Source organism: Xanthomonas vasicola, from assembly GCF_000772705.2.
In the GTDB taxonomy this organism is placed as follows: Bacteria; Pseudomonadota; Gammaproteobacteria; order Xanthomonadales; family Xanthomonadaceae; genus Xanthomonas; species Xanthomonas vasicola.
Genome location: NZ_JSBW02000001.1, coordinates 1 through 18,853 on the forward strand (window position 1 = coordinate 1; position 18,853 = coordinate 18,853).

An 18,853-nucleotide genomic window follows, 5' to 3' on the forward strand; every position below is an offset into this window, starting at 1 on the left:
CTGACCCGTGCATGGCCCTGATCGTCCAGTGCGGCGAGCACGGCGCGCAGGCCGGCGGTAAAGTCCCGCGGTTCCAGCACCATGCTGTAGCGCAGCGCATCGTTGACGTTGGCTGCCGCTTCTTCCAGCGTCTGCTTTTTCAGTGCCACCCGCTGCTTGAGCTTGTCCTGCAACGAACCGTAGGACTTCAGTTGATGCTGCGTGCCGGCCAGTTGCCCACCATGACGCGCGGCAATGCGCTGCAGCATGTCGGTGACCTGCGGCTCCATCTGGCGAGCGCGCCCGAGCAAGGCCTGTGCCTTGAGCGCAATGTCCTGCGGCTGCACGGCGCGCAGCCGCTCGGCCGGCGGCTGCGACCGGGCGATCCAGCCGGCCTGCTGGAGCGCCTCAAGCGCGTCTTCCATGACGCCGGCGGCCATCGACGGCATGCGCTGCAGCAACAGCTTGGTCTGTTCGGGATCGAAGCGCCCGTCCTGCATGGCCCGGGCGGTTGCCCTGCTGTAGGGCACGTTGCGGACCCGCTCGGCGAAGTTCCGCTCGGACCGTTCGCAGGCCTCCACGATCTTGGCGAACAGCGCTGTGCCGGTGTCGGACTTCAGCGCATCGGTGCCGACCTTGATCGCGATGGTGAACAGGTTGCGCATGGTCAGTTCCGGCTCGCCGGGGACGAGCCCGGGTTGCCCGTCCGGGAACTGCGCATGCGACAGCCGGCACACCGGGTAGTTGTCCAGGATGGCGTGGATGCGCGCCTCCACGCCAGCGGCGGACTCGTAGGCCTTGGCCAAACCGGGAAACGCCTCAGCCAGGGCCTCGGGCAACGCCGGCGCGGCGCTGTCGGCGGCCGGGTCCGCCGCAAGCGCAAGCAGCTGTGCGTGCAGCAACGCGGCAGCTTCACGCGCCTCGGGCAGGTGGGCGCGTTCGATCGCCTCGCGTGCCTGCACGCGCAGCGTGGCCAACACCTGGGGATCGCGGACCTGCTCTTCGAGCAGCTCGCGCAAACCGTTGCGCAAGCCGCGCTCGATGCCATCGTAGGTGCCGAACATCATGTCCCGCGCCATCGCTTCGCGCAGGTCGTCCGGCTGCCCCATGAAACGCGACGCCAGCGTGGCGGCCGCCGAGGTGATGCGCTGACCGCGCTTGAGGGACATGATCTCGGCCAGCCGCCCGGGCTGGTAGTGACCGGTGACCGGCTCGATGGCCGGCGTGGCCGTCTTCGGCGGCTTGAAGGACTGTTGCCGGCCGCGCCGGGCCTGGCGATCGAACATCACCCGCGAAATCAGCGCGGCCAGCTTGGGGTAGCCTGCGTAGACGAAGGCGTCGTCGCCGTCGGTGTCCATGTTGCGTTTGCGCAACTCGTCAATCGGCAGTGCGCCCAGGCGCCCAGGCTCCACGATGTCCTTGAGCCGCAGGCTGCCGGTGCTGAGGATGTCGCGCGGCAAGGCACCGCGGTCACGGCCGTTTGTCCAGCACGACAGCGTCTTCAGATCTTCCTTGGAGCAGGCCAGGTCGGTGTCGCTGAACGCGGCCGGCCACTGCTGCTCCGGCACCACCACCAGCATGCCCTTGCTGTGCAGCATCTGCGGATCGGCGCCGGAACGATCATCGAAACCGGTGTAGCTGTACTGGATGCCAAAGCACTGGGAGAGGAACGCGGCGGTAGCGTCGCCCGTGGCCACGGTGGCGATGCGCTGCTCCGGCACCGGCAGCAGATTTTCCTTGTCGTAGGGAGGCTTGCCGAGCAGCAACGGGCCGCCCGCGACGTCGAAGGCCTGGCTGCGCTGCTGCGGCAGATGCACCTGGTCGTCGGCCGACGGCACCGCCCGCACGCGCTGGCCCTGGTAGCCACCGCCGATGAGCGGCCTGTACACCCACAGCGGATCATCGCCTGTCGGCTCGAGTGTCCGCAGCCGGTCCTGCATCGCCGCGTGCGCCTCTTCCAGCGCCGCGGCATCGCGCGGGTAATGCTGCAGCGCCTGCGCCGGCATCAGCGAAGGCCCCTTGTCCTTGGCCACCAGCTCGCGCTGCTCCTCGGTGGCCTGGTTTGCCTGCACCGCGTGCCAGGCCTCGTAATGCTTGCGGAAGGCCGGAATGGCCAAGGCCACCTCCAGTTTCAGGAAGCCGCAACCATCGTTGGGGCACAACGCCAGGGCCGTGCCATCCACGGCCAACGGCTTGAACGGATGCGCAGGGCCCTCGACGTCATCGAACACGCCCAGGCGCAGCGTGCCTTCCACGACATGGTCACTGGGCACCATCTCCAGCAGCGAGCGCTGCATGCGCGACCAGTCCTCGCGTTGCGGAGCGAGCTTGGCCGCCAGCTGCATCAGGCTGCTGCCCGGAGCGGTGTCGACATAGCGGAAGGCCGGCAACAGCGACGCCGACTCCTTTTTTTGAGCCAGCGCGACGCTGTGGCTACCGGATTTGCTGCGCGCCGCGCGGCTGCCGCCGAACAGGTCGAAGCGCCAGGGCTCGCCGTTGTAGTTGAACGTCCGCGCCAGCATGAAGGTCGATAGCTCACCAGGCAGTTGCACTTCCACCAGCGGCAGGCCGGTCAGGCGTGCAAACAGCGAATACGGCTTGTCCGATTCGGACCGGTTGGTCGACAGCTCCTTGCCCACCAGATCGACCACCACATGGGTCGTGCTGCCGCGGCCGGGCGCCGGCGCCACCAGCCGGCCGGGAACCGAGGACATGCTCAAGCGCCCACGGTCCAGGTCAAAGCGGGTCGGTGGATGGGCCTGGGTAATCGTCGGCGCGTCCTTGGCCATGCGCAGGTCCAGCGCGTCGAACACCTGCTCGCCGGCCTCGATCTGCGCGATCAGGTTCCAGCTCATCTCGCCCAGGTCCGCCTCGATCGCCTCGCGCGTGCGCGCCAGCGTCAGGTCCACCCACTTCACCAGTTCGTCGCGGCGCTGGCGCAGTTCCTTCCGCGGACCCTCAAGATGGCGCGCCTTCCACTGCCGGCTCACCACCGCGTAGGCCTTGAGCACCTGGTAGAAGGTCAGCGCCGGGCAGCGCGTTGCATGCTGTTCGATGCCGGCCGACGCGCGTGCGCCGTCCCCGTCCAAGTACAGGTCGATCTTGCGCGCGACGATGGGCTGCAACGTATCGAACACGTGCAATGCCTGGCCCCGATGCCGGGGGGCCAACTCCGGACTGCGGATGAACGGCAACAGTCCCATGCAGAGGCTGCCGATCCCCTCAAGGCTGGTCTGGCGTAACCCATCGTCCCCGATCAGGGCCGACACCTGCTCCAGCGCTGGCTGTCCCAGCGAACGCATCTGGCGCTGAAGCCGCGCCGACGCAAGAGCCTTGAAGAGCACACCGATATCGGCGGCCGAAGCGGACGCAAACCGCGCGCGGTGCACATCCAGGTGCCCGGCCATCGCCTGCAGCTTGGCGACACCCAGGGTCCGGAACTGCCCATCCTCCTCTTCGTCCTCTTCGTCCAGGTGCAACAGCCGGGAGATCGCGTTGGCCACCATCGCGAGCGCACGCATCTCAAACTGCCGCCAGGGCAGCTCGGGCGAGCCTGCGCGCTCGGCGAGCAGCACAAATGCCGACTGGCACACCGGCCTGGCAAGGCATCTGTTGAGCGCATTGAGCGAGATGGTCATGCCTTGCGGGTCCAGTGCCTGCCGCAACAGGGGATCGTTCGCCAGCCTCGCCGCCAAAAGTTCGATCGCCGTCTCGCAGACCTGAGTGCCCGGCCATTTGCGCAGGGCGTTGAGAATTTGGGCTACATGGATAGGGTCGAGAGCCGTGCAAAAATCCGGATCATGCGTAAGCCCCTCGGCTAGCGCACAGGCGGCCTTCTCGCAGTCCTGCGTGTCGGGCCATTTGCTCAAGGCGTTGAACGCATTGGCCACGCCTTGCGCGCCCAGAGCCTTGCGTAACAGGGGATCGCTGACCAACCGCTTGGCCAGCGCACTGACGGCCGCTGCACAGACCTTGTTGTCGTGCCATTTGCATAGGGCATTGAGTGCCATGGACACGCCAGCCGGGTCCAACGCCTTGACCAATCGGGAATCTTTGGCCAAGCGCTCGGCCAGCACACCGGCGGCCGCCGCACAGAGCTTGTTGTCGGGCCATTTGCTCAGGGCGTTGATCACCTGGGGCAAGCTGCAAGCGTCGAGGGCCTTGCACAACTCGGGCTTTTTGGCCAACCGCTCGGCCAGCGCACGGACGGCTTTCGCACAGACCTCGTTGTCGGGCCATTTGCTCAGGGCGTTGAATACGGTGCCCATGCCATGCGAGGTCAGGCCCTCCCGTAACTCGGCATCTTTGGCCAGCCGCTTGGCTAGCGCACCGGCTGCCTTCTCGCAGTCCTGCGTGGCGGGCCATTTGCTCAGGGCGTTGAGCACGCTCGCCACTTCTTGCGGCTTGAGCCCATTATGCAAATCGGGCTCGACTGCCAGCCGCGCGGCCAGCGCGCTGGCGGCCGCCGAATAGGCCTGGTTCCCGGGCCACTTGCACAAGGCGTTGAGCACGGTGGCCACGCCTTGCGGGTCCAGCGCCTCGACTAACCTCGAATTTTTGCCCAGCCACCCAGCCAGCGCGCCTGCGGCCTTCACACAATCCTCGTTGTCGGGCCAACTGCCCACCGCATGCAGCGCGATGGCCACTTCTTGCGGCTTGAGTGCATTGCGCAAATCGGGCTCGACTGCCAGCCGCGCGGCCAACGCGCCGGCCGCCGCCGCACAGGCCTGGTTGTCGGGCCATTTGCACAAGGCATTGAGCGCCGCGGCTACATGCCTCGCGTGGAGGGCCTTGCGTAGCTTGGGATCTTTAGCCAACCGCCTGGCCAGCGCTTCTGCGGCATTCCCGCAGTCCTGCCTGTGGGGCCATTTGCTCAGGGCGTTGAGTACGCTGGCCACGCCTTGCGGGTCCAGTGCCTTGACTAACCGGGAATCTATGGCCAGCCGCTCGGCCAGCCCGCCTGCGGCCTTCGCACAGTCCTCGTTGTCGGGCCATTTGCTCAAGGCATTCAACGCGTTGCCCACGTCCAGTGAATTGAAGCTTTCGCGCAACAGAGGATCGTCGACTATGCGCCCGGCCAGCCTGCGGGCGGCTTTCGCACAAAGCTCGGTGCCTGGCCATTTACTCAAGGCATTCAAGACGTTGGTTACGTCTACCGGGCCAAGTTGCTCGCGCAGGTCGGGCTCGTCGACCAGCCGCTCGGCCAACGCGTCGACGGCCTCAGCACAAACCGCCCTGTCCGGCCATTTGCTCAACGCGTTGAGCACGACGACCACACCTTGCCGGTCCAGGTCCTTGCGCAACTGGGGCTCGTCGGCCAGCCGCTCGGCCAGCGCGCTGGCGGCCTCCGCACAGATCTCCTTGTCAGGCCATTTGCTCAAGGCTTTGAGCGCGGTGGCAACTTGGGGTGCGTCGAGCGCATTGCGCAACTGAGGCTCGTCGACCAGACGCTCGGCCAGCGCGCTGGCGGCCTCCGCGCAGATCGGCGAATCGGGCCATCTGATCAGGGAATGGAGCGCGATGACCACTTCTAGCGGCTTGAGGGCCTTGTGCAACCTCCTCTCATCGACCAGCCGCTCGGCCAGCGCGTTGGCGGCCTGCGCACAGACAGGCGTGTCGGCCCATTTGCCCAGGGCCTCCAGCGCTTGGATCAAGTTGATCGGGTCGAAGGCGTTGCACAAGTCGGGATCGTGGGCCAGCAGGCCGGCCAGCGCGCTGGCGGCCTGCCCACAGATCGGTGTATCCGGCCATTTGCTCAGTGCGTTGAGCAGGTTGGCCACACCTCGCGGGCCCAGATCCTTGCGCAACTCGGGATCGTCGACCAAGCGTTCGGCCAGCGCACTGGCGGCGGCTGCACAGACCGGAGTGTCGGGCCATTTGCTCAGCGCGTTGAGCACGTTGGACACACCTTGCCCGTCCAGGTCCTTGCGCAGCTCGGGTTCGTCGGCAACCCGCTCTGCCAGCGCACTGACGGCAGCTGCACACACCTGGTTGTCGGGCCATTTACTCAGGGCATTGAGCGCGTTGGACAGGCCTCGCGCGTTCAGGGACTTGCATAACTCGGGGTCGTCGGCCAGCCACTTGGCCAGTGCGATGGCGGCGGCCGCACAGAGCTCATTATCGGGCCACTTGCTCAGAGCGTTGAGCGCTTGAGTCACGTTGATGGGGTCGAGAGCCTTGCGCAAGCCGGGATCGCCCACCAACCGTTCGGCCAGCGCACTGGCGGCCGCCGCACAGACCGGGGTGGCGGCCCATTTGCTCAGGGCGTTGAGCGCATTTGCCACTTCTTGCGGCTTCAGTTCATTGCGCAATCTGAACTCGTCGGCCAACCGCTCGGCTAGCGCGCTGACGGCATTTTCGCAGTCGGGTGTGTCGGGCCATTTGCACAGGGCGTTAAGCGCGGTCGCCACGCTCTGCGCATCCATGGCGTAGCGCAGGCGCTTGTCGCTGGCGACAAGCGCGGCAAACCGGTGCGCCATCGCCTGGCAGTCCGGATTATCGGACCACTTGCTGAAAGCATTGAGCGCCAGGCTGATGTTCTGCCCGCTCAGCGACTGTCGGGCTTTGTCGTCACGCAGCAGATGACGTGCCAAACGCGCCGCCGCGCGTTCACACCGGCCGCTATCGAGATTCTTTGAGAAGGCATTCAGCAGGAGAACTGACGGGTAGCCCCCCAGCCCCACCAGATCATCGGCCTGCGTGACCTGTCCAGCGATCCACGCGATGGCCTCCATGCACGCGGGCAGGTTCTGGTGCTTGCTTAGCTTGTTGCCCACATGCGCCAGCTGCTTCAGCGATGCACCTTCGAACCATGCGGTCTTGGAGAGGTACTGCGCCGCAAGCTCGGTGCAACGATCCAGATCGCGGGGCGTCACCCCTGCCCTGGCGCGCCGTGCAGTGACAATCAGCTGAAGGTATTTGTCCAGCCGATGCGCGTTAAGTTGCGCGGCGACCCTTTCTTCCAGAAAGGGCAACGCCATGCTGCCACGCATGCGATGCGCCAGCTCGTTGTCGTATGCCATCGACACGCACAGGCCCGCATTGTGGTTGCGAGCGATTCCGTGGGACTCACCGAGCTGTTGCTGCTGGTGCTGTCGCTGCGCCTGTAGCCGCTTTTGTTCCGCCCAGTCCAGCTGATGTTCGGCCGTGCGCAGGTCGTCCCATGTCCGCGCCACGCCATGGAATGGCCGCTTTGACTGCCGAGATGGCGCTTGCTCTTCACGCGGTCGCTTTCTTGCGGACCGCTCGGACGGTTGTTCGCGCGGTCGAAAAAATGCCCTTACCTCCACACCATGCTGCAAGGGTCGTTGTGGCCGAAGATGCGCTGGCGACGCGTCGAGGTCAGCGGTCATCGTGTCCAGCTGCCGCTCGGTTTTGATGCGCTCGTTTTTTACGGCAGAGGGCTGCCAGTGCCGAAAGCGCCTGTCCCATGCCCCTTCGCTGGCATCGATTTCCTCTTTTCTCAAGGTGCTTGCGCGAAAGGGCTTGTTGTCTCGCGTCGACGCCCCCGGGGCATCCGCCTCTCTCCTCGGCCGTTTTGTAGGCGGCCGTCCAAACCGTTGATGCGCGCCGCTGGTGCTGGCTGCTGCCTCATCCTCCGTTAGCCTGGGCTTTTCCTCATGAGCGTAAGGCGGATTTTTGCGGAACGCGTTTGAATTGGTGGCATGAGTTTTCATGCCCGAAATTTAGTCAATCTGCCCGCGAGCGACGTGTTCAATACGAAGCGCCGACGACGTGTGCGACGCCCGCCCCAAGTTGCGCCAATGGCCCCAACACATGGCATGGATTGAACGCATGGGATGCAGCAAGCCGGCACGGCGACGTGCTCCGCAGCCTCCAAGCACAGTGTTCTGATGGTTATGCACGATTCGATGTTTTTCCACGCCAATCCCGCCGAACCTTGCCTCGACCTGACCACAGCGACGGCATAAAGGCCCTGTCGGTCCAGTCGTGCGTTTGTCTGCCGATATCCAGGACATGCAACCGTCGACGACCACCGCTACCATCATCCGCATCTGGCTGCGAGGGAATCAGGACATGTCATTCGGCAATGACCCGCAGCGCGCTTCTTGGAGGGCCGCTTGAAAAAAACGCGTCACTGCCGCCTACCATCGGGGGTATCTGTTGTGTCCGGATCTTCGCGCATGTCCGTTTTGCCGTTCCTGATCATCGAAACCGGGCAGCCCGTGCCGGAGATGAAGCGATACGGCCGTTTCCCGCACTGGATCCGCGTGGCGGCCGGGCTGGCCGAACAGGAAACGGTCGCCATCGACGTTGCCAACGGCGATGCGCTGCCCGACCCGGCCGACTTTGCCGGCATCATCGTCAGCGGCTCGGCTGCCTTCGTCACCGACCGCGCCGACTGGAGCGAACGCAGTGCCCAATGGCTGCGCCAGGCCGCGTATCAGGGCATGCCGCTGCTGGGCATTTGCTACGGGCACCAGTTGCTGGCGCATGCGCTGGGCGGCGAAGTCGACTACAACCCGGCCGGGCGCGAATCCGGCACCATCGCGCTGGAGCTGCATCCGCCGGCCGAGCAAGACCCTCTATTTGCAGGGCTTCCGCCGCAGTTCCCGGCCCATGCCACCCATCTGCAGACGGTCGTGCGTGCCCCCGACGGCGCCATCGTGCTGGCGCACTCCCGGCAGGACCGTTGCCATGCCTTTCGCTGGGGCCGGGCCACCTGGGGCGTCCAGTTCCACCCCGAATTCGCCACCCACCACATGCGCGGCTATGTGCAGGCGCGTGCGGACTGCATCGCCCGCCACGGACGTTGCGCCCGCACGGTCGCCCGCGAGGTCACCGCCGCCCCCATCGCCCGCAAGCTGTTGCGCCGTTTCGTGCATCACGCACGCGGCCTGCAAACAGTGGACGCTCGTCCCGCCGCACGCACGTAAAAGCAGCGATAATTGCGGGACGCCGGATGGTCCGGCGCGCGTATCGATCCGGAATGGGAATGAGCGAAATTCGTAAGGTGCCGGCATCTGCCGGCGCACAGTGGCTGTTGACCGGTTTCTCGCTATTGAAGCGGGCGCCGCTGGCGCTTGGTTCGATGGGGGTGATCTGGAGCGTGGCCGCCTCGTTGGTGGTGTCGCTGTCGGTCCTGGTGCCTCTGTTGGGCCCGGCTCTGCAGTTCCTGCTGGTGCTGGCCGGCCCGTTGTTCATGGGCGGCCTGCTGTGGGCCATCCGCGAAGTGGACGAAGGCCGCATCGCCAAACCGTCGCATTTGCTGCATGGCCTACAGGACGGCCGTGCGCCGCATCTGCTGGTGTCGCTGCTGCCGCAGTTGATTGCCGGCCTGCTGCTGGGTGTGCTGCTACTGGCGATGATCGGCACCAGCGGGCTGCAGCAGTTGTCCGAGGTGATGGTCAAGATCAACCAGATCAGCCAGTCCGGCGCGCAGCCGGATCCGGTGCAGATCGAGCAATTGGCCGCCAGCCTGCCGGCAGGGCGCATCCTGCTGTGGCTGCTGCTGACCATCGCCACCTTCGCCGCGATGACGCTGGCGCTGTTCGTCATGCCGCCACAGGTCATGTTCAACCGCAGCACCGGCGGTCACGCACTGCGCGAAAGCCTGCGCGCCAGCCTGCACAACCTGCCGGCGATGCTGGTGTTCTTCGTGCTGGCCTTCATCGCCATCTTCGCGATCTATTTCGGCGTAATGATCGTGGCGCTGATTGTCGGCCTGGTCGCCGGCCAGACCGTGGCGATGTGGCTGGCCCAGCTGCTGTTGATGGCCGTGCTCATGCCGGTGTTCGCCGGCTCGGTGTATGCGGCATGGAAGCAGATGTTCACCCACGACGGCGCCGCCGCCCAACCAGCCCCGCCATCGCGGCCGGATGTGTTTGTCGCCTGAATCACGCACGGGCATTGCTGAGGCGTAGCAAAAGCCGCTCGAAAGAGCGGCTTTTTTTGTTCTTTCGGGTGGATGGTGGTGCAGTCACACTCGGCACAATCGCGCATACGGCATCGACCGCAGACACGAAGGACGCGCGCTCATCGCTTAACTAGCAGCGTTGGACGCCGCATCCTTCGGTGCCACCGCACGCGAGGCCATGATGCCCAGCTCGTAGAGCAGGCACATCGGGATGGCGAGCATCAGCTGCGACACGACGTCTGGCGGGGTGAGCACGGCGGCCAGGATGAAAATGCCGACGATGGCGTAGCCGCGGCCTTCGCTGAGCTGTTTCGGCGTGACCCAGCCCAGCAGCACCAGGATCACCAGCGCCACCGGCAGCTCGAAACTGGCACCGAAGGCGAAGAAGATGGCGAGAACGAAATCCAGGTACGAGTTGGCGTCTGGGGTAATGGCAATCACGTCCGGCTTGAACGTGGTCAGGAAGTGGAACACTGCTGGCAACACCAGGAAGTACGCGAACGCGCAGCCGATGTAGAACAGCGCCACCGCCGAGGCTAGCAACGGGAACGCCAGCTTCTTTTCGCGCTGGTACAACCCCGGCGCCACGAATGCCCAGGCCTGATACAGCAACCACGGCACGCTGAAGAACACTGCTACGAAGAAGGTGAGTTTGAGCGGGGCGAAGAACGCACCGGCCGGGTTCATCGCGATCATCGTCTGCCCTAACGGCAGCTGCGAAATCAGCGGTGCGGCCAGCCACGAGTAGATCGCCCGCGAGAACGGCAGCAACGCCAGCAGCACCACGCCCAGACCGATCAGCGCGCGCACCAGACGGGCGCGTAATTCGACCAGATGCTCGATCAGACTGCTTTCGGCCTGTGCGTCGTCGAACAGGCTCACGGCTGTTTCTCCTGGATCTTGATCGGCTCGCTAGGCGTTGGCGCGGTCGGCGTACCCGCATCGACTGGCGCCACGGTCACCGGCGCAGGCGCGCTGGTGAGATGCGCGGCGTGCGGTGCGGGCACTCTCGTGTCGTGGGGCGCCGGGACCAAGGTTTGATGCGGCGCTGGCGCAATGGGTTGAGCTTGCGCAATCACCGGCGCGGTGTGTGCAGCTCCGGGCGCATCTGATGCGCCTGCTGCCGCATCGATATGAGCGCTGGCAGACACGTCTGCATGCGCCAGCTCCAGCGGCGTTGCCACCGGCGTGGCGCTGGCGCGGATGTCGATATCTCGGCTGACGTCCTCATGCAGCGCACGGGCGCCCTGCTCGACTTGCTGCTGCTTGTTGCGCAACTGGTCTTCGGCCTCGCGTAGCGACGCCTGTACATCCTGCAGGCTGCGCTTGAGCTCTTCGGCCTCGAGTTCGCGTTCGAGTTCCTGCTTGACCGAATCCCATTGCATGCGCGCACGGCGCACCCACAGTCCGGCGAATCGGGCCGCCTTGGGCAAACGCTCGGGGCCGAGCACCACCAGGGCGACGACCGCAATCAGCGTCAGTTCGCCAATACCTATGTCAAACACCGACGCCGCTCCGGATCAGCGCGCGTCGCGGTCGCGTTCGGCCTGCGCCTCACGCGCCTGCTCGGCAGTGCGAGAGTCGTCGCCGAGCTTGCCGGCCGGCTTGTCGTCGTCGTGCATGCCTTTCTTGAATTCCTTGACCGCGCTGCCGAGATCCTTGGCACCGCTGGTGAGCCGCTTGGTACCGAACACCAGCAACACGATCACCAGCACGATCAGCCAGTGCCAAATGCTGAAACCGCCCATGATCTGCTCGCTTGCTGAAAAAGAAGGAAGACGCAGGATACCCCAGCGCACCGCGCAGGGGGATGACAGTGCTTTAGCGGTTACCGTCTAGTGATTCGGTGCGGATTTCGCCCTCCGACACCGGCTGGAAACCTTGCTGGGCGGGCGGCGTCGCGCTGGGCTGCATCGGCACGGTGCTGGCTTCGTTGGCTGGCGGCACATTGGTCGGTTGCTGTGCCTGCGACGCAGGCGGAGTCTGCGGACGCGGTGCCGGCGGCGCGCCATCGGCAGCGGCATCGGTGCCGCGATTGGTGCGTGCGGTATAGGTGGCCTCTTCCAGGCGGTCGCGGAAGGCGATCACATCGGTAGACGGGCGTTCGTTTGTGCGCCCTTCGAAGATCATGCGCGGGGTCGCGCCACCGCCATAGGCGTTGAGATCGGCGGCATCGTCGATCTGCAGGACCGCACCGTCCAGTGCAACGCCGGCGAACAAGCCACGGGCGCGCGACCACGACCAGATTTCGGCCTTGAGCTGACCATCGGTTGCCGCGGCAGCGTTGCGGCCAACCGGGCCTGCGGCCACGCCGGCATCGGCGCCGAGGGTGAATTTGCCGTTGACGATGTTGTCCAGGCTGCGGTCGTTACGGAACACCAGCACCACGTCGGACGACTGCACGCCGGCCTGGAAGCCGATGCTGCCGCCGGTGAGCTTGACGAACACCGGCTGCGACCAGCTGCCGTCAGGGTTCTTCATCGACATCAAACCATGGCCGCGACGGCCGCCGATTACCAGGCCAGCCTTGAGCGTGTCGGGAATGACCACGATGGCGCGCGCTTCATCGAGCAACTTGTCCGGAATGGCCTGCTCGGGGATCTTCATGATCTCGGTGAGCACCCGCACCGCATTACGTGCGCGCTGGTCTTCTTCCGGGCCGGCGACGGCATGGCCGGCGACCAACGTCAGCGACAACAACAGGGCCAGGCGCGACAAACGAGGCATGACAAGCTCCAAGGGATATTCCGTTAAAGATAGCAATGCCGCGACGTTAGTGCTGGCGCAATGAATCGGTGGTGAGCGCAACCGGCAGTGGAAGAGACGGCCGATCACAGCGATCGTTGCGCTGTCCTCCGCAGGGATGCCAGCCTCTGCCAGAATGGTGCGCATGAACACGACACCCGATACCGCCCTGCTGGTCGTCAACCTCGGCACCCCCGAATCGCCGACCGCCCCGGCCGTGCGCCGCTACCTGGCCGAGTTCCTCAGCGACCGCCGCGTGGTCGCGATTCCGCCGCTCTTCTGGAAACCACTGCTGTACGGGGTGATCCTGCCGATCCGCGGCCCTAAGTCGGCCGAAAAATACGCCAAGGTGTGGTTGCCGGACGGCTCGCCGTTGGCGGTCTACACGCGCCGCCTGGCCGAGGGCCTGAAAGCGGTGATGCCCGACTGGCATGTGGAATGGGCCATGCGCTACGGCGAGCCGGCGTTGCGCAAGACGCTGGACGGGCTGCGTGCACGCGGCATCAAGCGCATCGTGGTGTTGCCGCTGTATCCGCAGTATTCCACCACCACCACCGCCTCGATCCAGGACGTGGTGGATGCCTGGCGCCCGAGCGCGCCGGAGATCGCGGTGGAGGTGATCCAGGAATACTGCGAGGACGCCGGCTGGGTGGCGGCAATTGCCGAGTCGATCCGCGCGCATTGGCAGGTGCATGGGCGCAGCGAGAAGCTGATGTTCTCCTTCCACGGCCTGCCGCAGCGCGTGGCCAATGCCGGTGACCCGTATCCGCAGCAGTGCGAACGCAGCGCGCAGGCGATTGTGGCGGCGCTGGGGCTGGGAGCAGACGAATGGCAGATGGGCTACCAGTCGCGCTTTGGCGCAGAACGCTGGCTGCAGCCATACGCCGAACCCACGCTATGGGCGCTGGCTGAAGGCGGTGTGCGCAGCTTCGATCTGGTCTGCCCGGGCTTTGCCACCGATTGCCTGGAAACGCTGGAAGAAGTGGCGCTGGGCTTTGCCGAAACGCTGGCCGAGCGCGGCGCCACGCTGAGCTATATCCCCTGCCTCAACGCCAGCGATGCGCATGCGCACGCGCTGGCCGACGTGGCGCGTCGCGCGTGAGGTTGGAGCCGTTTGCGTGCGAGGTGCCCATTGGCCGGGTCACCGGATTGCGCAATTCGGAACGCGGCCCGCGCCGGATGATGGCCTTGCATGGCTGGTTGGATAACGCGGCCAGCTTTGTGCCGCTGAGTGCGCATCTGCACGCGCAGGAGTTGGATCTGGTGCTGCTGGATCTGCCCGGCCACGGTCACAGTGGATGGCTACCGATCGGCGCCGAGTACACTCTGAGCACCACCATCCAGCAGCTGTTGCAGGTTGCCGACGCGCTGGGCTGGGAGCGCTTCACCCTGCTCGGCCACTCGCTGGGCGGCGGCGTTGCCAGCCTGCTGGCCGCAGCCGCACCGGAGCGGGCGGAGGCGTTGATCGCCATCGAAGCGCTGGGCGCACTGGCCGAGCCGGTGGAAACTACCGCCACACGCCTGCGCGGTGCAGTGGTGTCGGCGCGCACGCTGGCAGAGCGGCCGCTGCGGGTGTTTCCGTCGATGGAGATGCCGATACGCGCGCGCATGATGGCCAATCGGCTCACCGAACCGGCCGCGCGCCTGCTGGTCGAACGTGGCGTGCGCGTGGTGGAGGGCGGCTACAGCTGGTGCAGCGACCCGCGCCTGACCCTGCCGGCCGCTATTCGCATGACCGAGGCGCAGATCGACGTGCTGCTGGCCTCGATCGCCTGCCCCACCCAGGCCATCTTCGCCACACCCGCACAGCCGTATTTCCCGGCTGCGCTACGTGACCACCGCGTGGCGATGATGCGCGATGCGCGCCTGCACCTGCTGCCGGGCACGCATCATGTGCATATGGGGGCGCCTGAGGCAGTGGCGGCGGTGATCAATGGGTTTTTGGATACGTTGCCGCGCGCGTGATGTGGCCAGGCGTCGCACCCAGGTGAACTAGACCCATTGCATATGCCGCCTGTGGTGTTGTCAGCGCAGTTGAATCCTTCGACTCGTAGCATGCGCCGTGGACATTTATCCAAGTGGTGCGTGCGGTTCCCCATTTGGACGCGGACGATCGCGTGCTGTTGGAACAGGCATGGACGGTTGCGTGTCACGCAGACCATTGGATATCGGCACGCTCGCTGGAGGTAGGCGCTGCTGCCACCGAAAGCGCCCTGTCAAAATGCTTTGCCGGGTTGTCACCGTTGGCCTGCTGGCAACTTGCCAGGGCGGCGTCTTACACGTGGCGCTCGCCACTTCGTCACCTTATGCCCGGCACTCGCATCGAGGGTGAAGCTCAACCGTTGCGGCTGGGCAGTGGCCGCGTCTGATCTTCAAGCACCCCGCGCGGTAGCGGTCATTGCCAATGACGCCTGGCCATCAGGTGGTTGCCGCGTTGATCCCCCATTGTCGCACTCAAGTGCGTGCCCCTGCCCAGTAAATACGGCGACTAAATGCCACGCGCTGCGCCTGCGTTATTCGGCATGCAGCAAGCGGCGCAGTTGCGCCTTGAGCTGGCGACCATGTTCGTGAAAATAACTGCGCTCGTCGCGCCAGGCGGGAAAGCGTTGTTCCACTTCGGCCCAGAAGGCGGGCGAATGATTCGCTTGCACCAGATGGCAGAGCTCGTGCACCAACACGTACTCGAACGCAGAAGAGCGACCGAGCACCAGTGCCAGATCCAGCGCCATCGAGCTGTCCGGTGCGAGTGAGCCCCACTGCGAGGACATCACCTTCAGGCGCAGCCGTGCCGGTGCGCGCGGCAGGCCGTGCAGATAGTTCGGGAGCCAGCGGCCGACGTCGGCGCGCGCCTGCGCTTCGTAGAATTCCTTCAGGGTGCGGCGTAAGCCGGCATCGCCCAAGCCGGTGGGCACATAAAACTGCGCGCCTTCATCGGTGATGTCGATGCGTGCATAGCGCCCTTCGTGCCAGCTCAACGGCAGCAATGCACCGCGCAATGGCAGTTGCCCCGGCACGCCGCGCTGCAGTGCAGGAAATGCATCGACCTGCTGATAACGCGACAGCTGCATGCTCAGCCAATCCAGATGTGCATGCAAAAAGCGCTCGCCGGAAATCAGGCTTGCGCGCAACGGCAAGGTCAGCCGCGCGCCGCGTTCGTCGACGCTGAGTTTGATGCGTCGCGCACGTGGGTCGCGCACACGCAGCACCGCGATCTCGCGGCCTTCCAGTTGCACGCGCACGCAGTCACGTTCGACAACCTGCGACGGCGGTGCAATCAGGCGGCGGACGGGCTTGAACATGCGCAGAGGATACCGCTGCGATGTGTCAGGCGGTGAGACGGAATGCTTGCTGCATTCGATGACTGCGGGACCGTGATCGGTGTCCTCGCTAGGAGAGATTGGACAACCGATGGATCAGTTGTAGGGCAGCTGATCTACGACTTTGCTGCCGGGCCCTCGTCCGCCACCGTCGCAGGAGACATCGTACGTATGTCCTTCAGTAAAGCAGCCGGCCGACGCTCTGGTGTGGTCTCCTCAGCGCTTGCGGGTTCAGACTTGTCCCGCAGGCGGTGAGGGCATCGCGCCCTCGACCCACCGCGCGTTGGATTTACGCCTTGGATCACGCCAGAGACGCGGCCACAGGTCCAAGCCTGGTTACTCTGCCTTGCTCAACTTCAACGCAGTTTCCAGCAACAGGAACAACCGGCGGATTTCCGCGCTCATCAGCGTAAAGCGTGCATCGAGTTCGGCGCGCGCGCCGTCGTCTTCGCTGTGTTCGAGCTGATCCAGGGCGCCGTCGAGGAACTTGAGCTTGCGGATCACCAGATCATCGCCGAGCACGAACGACAGATTGTCATCCAGCACCAGCGCCAGCTTGGTGACCTGCTTGCCGGCTTCCAGATGCTTGTCGATCTCGTCGCCGCGCAGCTCCTGGTGCTGGCACTTGACCACCGCGCCGCCTTCGATGGGGTCTTTCATCTCGCACTCTTCGCCCAGGCTCAGGCCTTCGGGCAAGGGCTCGCCGGCGATCCAGCCGGTAAGGATGGCGCGCGGGGCGACTTCGGCATTCAGCGGCAGCGCCGGGAAGCTGCCGAGCGCGCCGCGGATCTCGCTCATCACGTTCTCGCCGCTCTTGCGGCTGGAGCTGTTGACCGCGATATAGCCGTGCTGCAAATCCAGGATGGCGTCGGTGCGCGAGCTTTTGACGAAGGCGCGCGGCAGCAGCTCATGGATCAGGTCGTCCTTGAGACGTTTGCGTGCCTTGCCTCCGGGGCGGCGGCCTTCCTTTTCTTCGATCTCGGCGACTTTGCGCTCGAGCAGATCGTTGACCACTGCGCCGGGCAGGATCTTGTCCTCACCACCGACGGTGAGCCACAGAAAATCTTCCAGACGGTGCGAGAGCACTTCCTGCTCGTCGCGGCCGAACGGCGAAATGAAGCCGCGCGAACTCATTTCCAACGGGCCGACCGGCTTTAGCTGCACTTGCGGCAGCAGCGTGTCGATCTCGGAGAAATCCAGGGTGGTGGGAAAGCGGAACACGGTGAGGTTGCGAAAGAACATGCGTTGGACCGAATGAAGAAAAACGTGGAGGGTGGAAGACTGCCGGCAGCCGGAGCGGCCGCGTCAGTCGCTATCGTGGGCGGCGTCGCTGGCCGACAGCCACGCGCTGGAATCAGGCGCAGGACCGGGCGGTGCTGCGCCGCTGCGGCCCAGCGCCAGGAAATCGAACAGCGTGCGGTCGGCCAGTTGTTCGGGGCGTACGTCGCCCAAGGCGCGCGCGATCTGCTCCACGCGCCCGGGCTGCTCGCGGTCCCATTGCTGCAGCATCTTGCCGACCTGCTGGCGCTGCAAATTTTCCTGACTGCCGCACAAGTTGCACGGAATGATCGGGAACTGCCGCGCCTGCGCGTACGCGGCGATGTCGGCTTCGCGCACGTAGGCCAGCGGGCGGATCACCACATGCGCACCGTCGTCGCTGCGCAGCTTGGGCGCCATCGCCGCCAGCCGCGCGTGGTGAAACAGGTTCATGAAGAAGGTGGCCACGATGTCGTCGCGGTGATGGCCGAGTGCGATCTTGGTCACTCCATGCGTCTGCGCGTAGGCATACAACGCGCCACGCCGCAGCCGCGAGCACAACGAACACATCGTCTTGCCGGCCGGAATCACCCGGCTGACCACCGAATAGGTGTCCTGCTCGACGATGTCGAACGGCACCCCCAGCCCGCGCAGGTAGGCCGGCAGCACATGCGCGGGAAAGTCGGGCTGCTTCTGGTCCAGGTTCACCGCCACCAGCGTGAACGGCACAGGCGCCTTGCGCTGCAACTGCAGCAGCATGTCCAGCAAGGTGTAGCTGTCCTTGCCGCCGGACAGGCAGACCATGATCTTGTCGCCGGGCGCGATCATGCTGAAGTCGGCAATCGCCTGGCCCACCTGGCGCTGGAGGCGTTTGCCCAGGCGCAGCTGTGCACGCTGCAGCCGCTGGCGCGGGTCGCGCGGCGCGGGGTCGGCCAGGGGTTGCGGCAGCGGCAGGACAGCGGTCATAAGCCGGCCATTGTAGCTGGCGGGGGCTGGTAGGCGACCGTGTGGGCTACGTGCGAGGCAGTGGGTTGCCAGCTGTCTTCTGACTGCGTTTACGTTGACGCAGAAGACGGCGCTGGCGGCCGCGGCGGGGCCGGCCAATGCAGACCTGTTTGCTGCGAGCACTGCGCTGCGGTCGTCGCCGGGTAATGACTTTGTCGGATGCTCGGTTTTCGTCGGCGATGCTTGCAGTGCGGACGCGTGCGGTGCTTGCACGCCCCTCTTTCGGCCAATGTGGCCTTTGCCAGGGCTGCAGCACAGTTCGCATCTCGCAGCGCAGCAAGCCTTTCGGCCGCCGGCTCGGTACAGTCACTGGGCCGCTTCACCTGGGATCGGCATGGCCTCTTCAGCTTCGCTAGGACGCGCGGCTTTTTTCAGCGGTAATTGTGGTAGCGCTAACATTCTTTGGCTGGATGCGAATGACGGTCGTGCGGATGCATCGGTTGCGTGTTCTGACGCATTGCAACCGGCACGTGGCGATGGTCTGCGCGCTGATGCCGCTATCCCGGCGTGACGCTGATCACTTCTTCCCTCCCCTGCTGCAGGAGTTCACCCCATGAGCAACACCGTCTACATCGGCGCGAAAGAATATTTCCCCGGCATCGGCAAGATCGGTTTCGAAGGCCGCGATTCGGACAACCCGCTCGCCTTCAAGGTCTACGACGCCACCAAGAAG

12 protein-coding genes are annotated in these 18,853 nt (G+C 65.3%); 4 read left to right on the forward strand and 8 right to left on the reverse strand.

Annotation, left to right across the window (positions count from 1 at the left end; translation table 11 throughout):
* Positions 1-7,655 (reverse strand): type III secretion system effector XopAD (locus NX05_RS00005; RefSeq protein ID WP_053012818.1); only part of this gene is annotated, 7,655 nt, incomplete at its 3' end.
* Positions 7,656-8,123: 468 nt separating this feature from the next.
* On the opposite strand from NX05_RS00005, the gene NX05_RS00010 reads away from it, so the two are divergent.
* Both NX05_RS00010 and NX05_RS00015 read left to right on the forward strand, forming a co-directional pair.
* Positions 8,124-8,876 carry a glutamine amidotransferase gene (locus NX05_RS00010; RefSeq protein ID WP_010374473.1) on the forward strand — a complete coding sequence of 251 codons (753 nt, stop codon included), beginning with the start codon at positions 8,124-8,126 and terminating at the stop codon, positions 8,874-8,876.
* A 59-nt stretch (positions 8,877-8,935) separates the two neighbouring features.
* Complete coding sequence (locus NX05_RS00015; protein ID WP_039436223.1) at positions 8,936-9,835, forward strand: BPSS1780 family membrane protein; 900 nt, start codon at positions 8,936-8,938, stop codon at positions 9,833-9,835.
* Between the two features lie 147 nt (positions 9,836-9,982).
* On the opposite strand, the gene tatC is transcribed toward NX05_RS00015, so the two are convergent.
* The 4 genes from tatC to NX05_RS00035 form a co-directional block, all read right to left on the reverse strand.
* Positions 9,983-10,738 carry a twin-arginine translocase subunit TatC gene (gene tatC / locus NX05_RS00020; protein WP_017118276.1) on the reverse strand — a complete coding sequence of 252 codons (756 nt, stop codon included), beginning with the start codon at positions 10,736-10,738 and terminating at the stop codon, positions 9,983-9,985.
* Positions 10,735-11,361 (reverse strand): Sec-independent protein translocase protein TatB, encoded by a 627-nt coding sequence (gene tatB / locus NX05_RS00025; protein ID WP_039436227.1) that lies wholly within the window; start codon positions 11,359-11,361, stop codon positions 10,735-10,737. Before tatB ends, tatC begins: the two co-directional genes overlap by 4 nt.
* Positions 11,362-11,376: 15 nt before the next feature.
* Complete coding sequence (gene tatA, locus NX05_RS00030) at positions 11,377-11,604, reverse strand: Sec-independent protein translocase subunit TatA (protein ID WP_003484969.1); 228 nt, start codon at positions 11,602-11,604, stop codon at positions 11,377-11,379.
* Positions 11,605-11,677: 73 nt separating this feature from the next.
* Entirely contained in the window at positions 11,678-12,583 is a 906-nt protein-coding gene (locus NX05_RS00035) for a lipid-binding SYLF domain-containing protein (RefSeq protein ID WP_017115997.1), read from the reverse strand.
* 154 nt (positions 12,584-12,737) lie between these two features.
* On the opposite strand from NX05_RS00035, the gene hemH reads away from it, so the two are divergent.
* Positions 12,738-13,703, forward strand: coding sequence for a ferrochelatase (gene hemH / locus NX05_RS00040; RefSeq protein WP_017122873.1), 966 nt, complete (start codon positions 12,738-12,740; stop codon positions 13,701-13,703).
* Positions 13,704-13,705: 2 nt separating this feature from the next.
* The gene (locus NX05_RS00045) at positions 13,706-14,566 is read left to right on the forward strand and encodes an alpha/beta fold hydrolase (RefSeq protein ID WP_039436230.1); all 861 of its coding nucleotides are present in this window, start codon (positions 13,706-13,708) and stop codon (positions 14,564-14,566) included.
* A 548-nt stretch (positions 14,567-15,114) separates the two neighbouring features.
* Here NX05_RS00045 and NX05_RS00050 read toward each other — a convergent pair.
* The 3 genes from NX05_RS00050 to ttcA form a co-directional block, all read right to left on the reverse strand.
* The gene (locus NX05_RS00050) at positions 15,115-15,900 is read right to left on the reverse strand and encodes a YgjP family zinc-dependent metalloprotease (protein ID WP_039436233.1); all 786 of its coding nucleotides are present in this window, start codon (positions 15,898-15,900) and stop codon (positions 15,115-15,117) included.
* Positions 15,901-16,254: 354 nt separating this feature from the next.
* Positions 16,255-17,160, reverse strand: coding sequence for a recombination-associated protein RdgC (locus NX05_RS00055; RefSeq protein ID WP_039436234.1), 906 nt, complete (start codon positions 17,158-17,160; stop codon positions 16,255-16,257).
* A 63-nt stretch (positions 17,161-17,223) separates the two neighbouring features.
* Positions 17,224-18,141, reverse strand: a complete 918-nt coding sequence (gene ttcA, locus NX05_RS00060; RefSeq protein WP_039436236.1) for a tRNA 2-thiocytidine(32) synthetase TtcA — start codon at positions 18,139-18,141, stop codon at positions 17,224-17,226.
* Between the last annotated feature and the right edge of the window lie 712 nt (positions 18,142-18,853).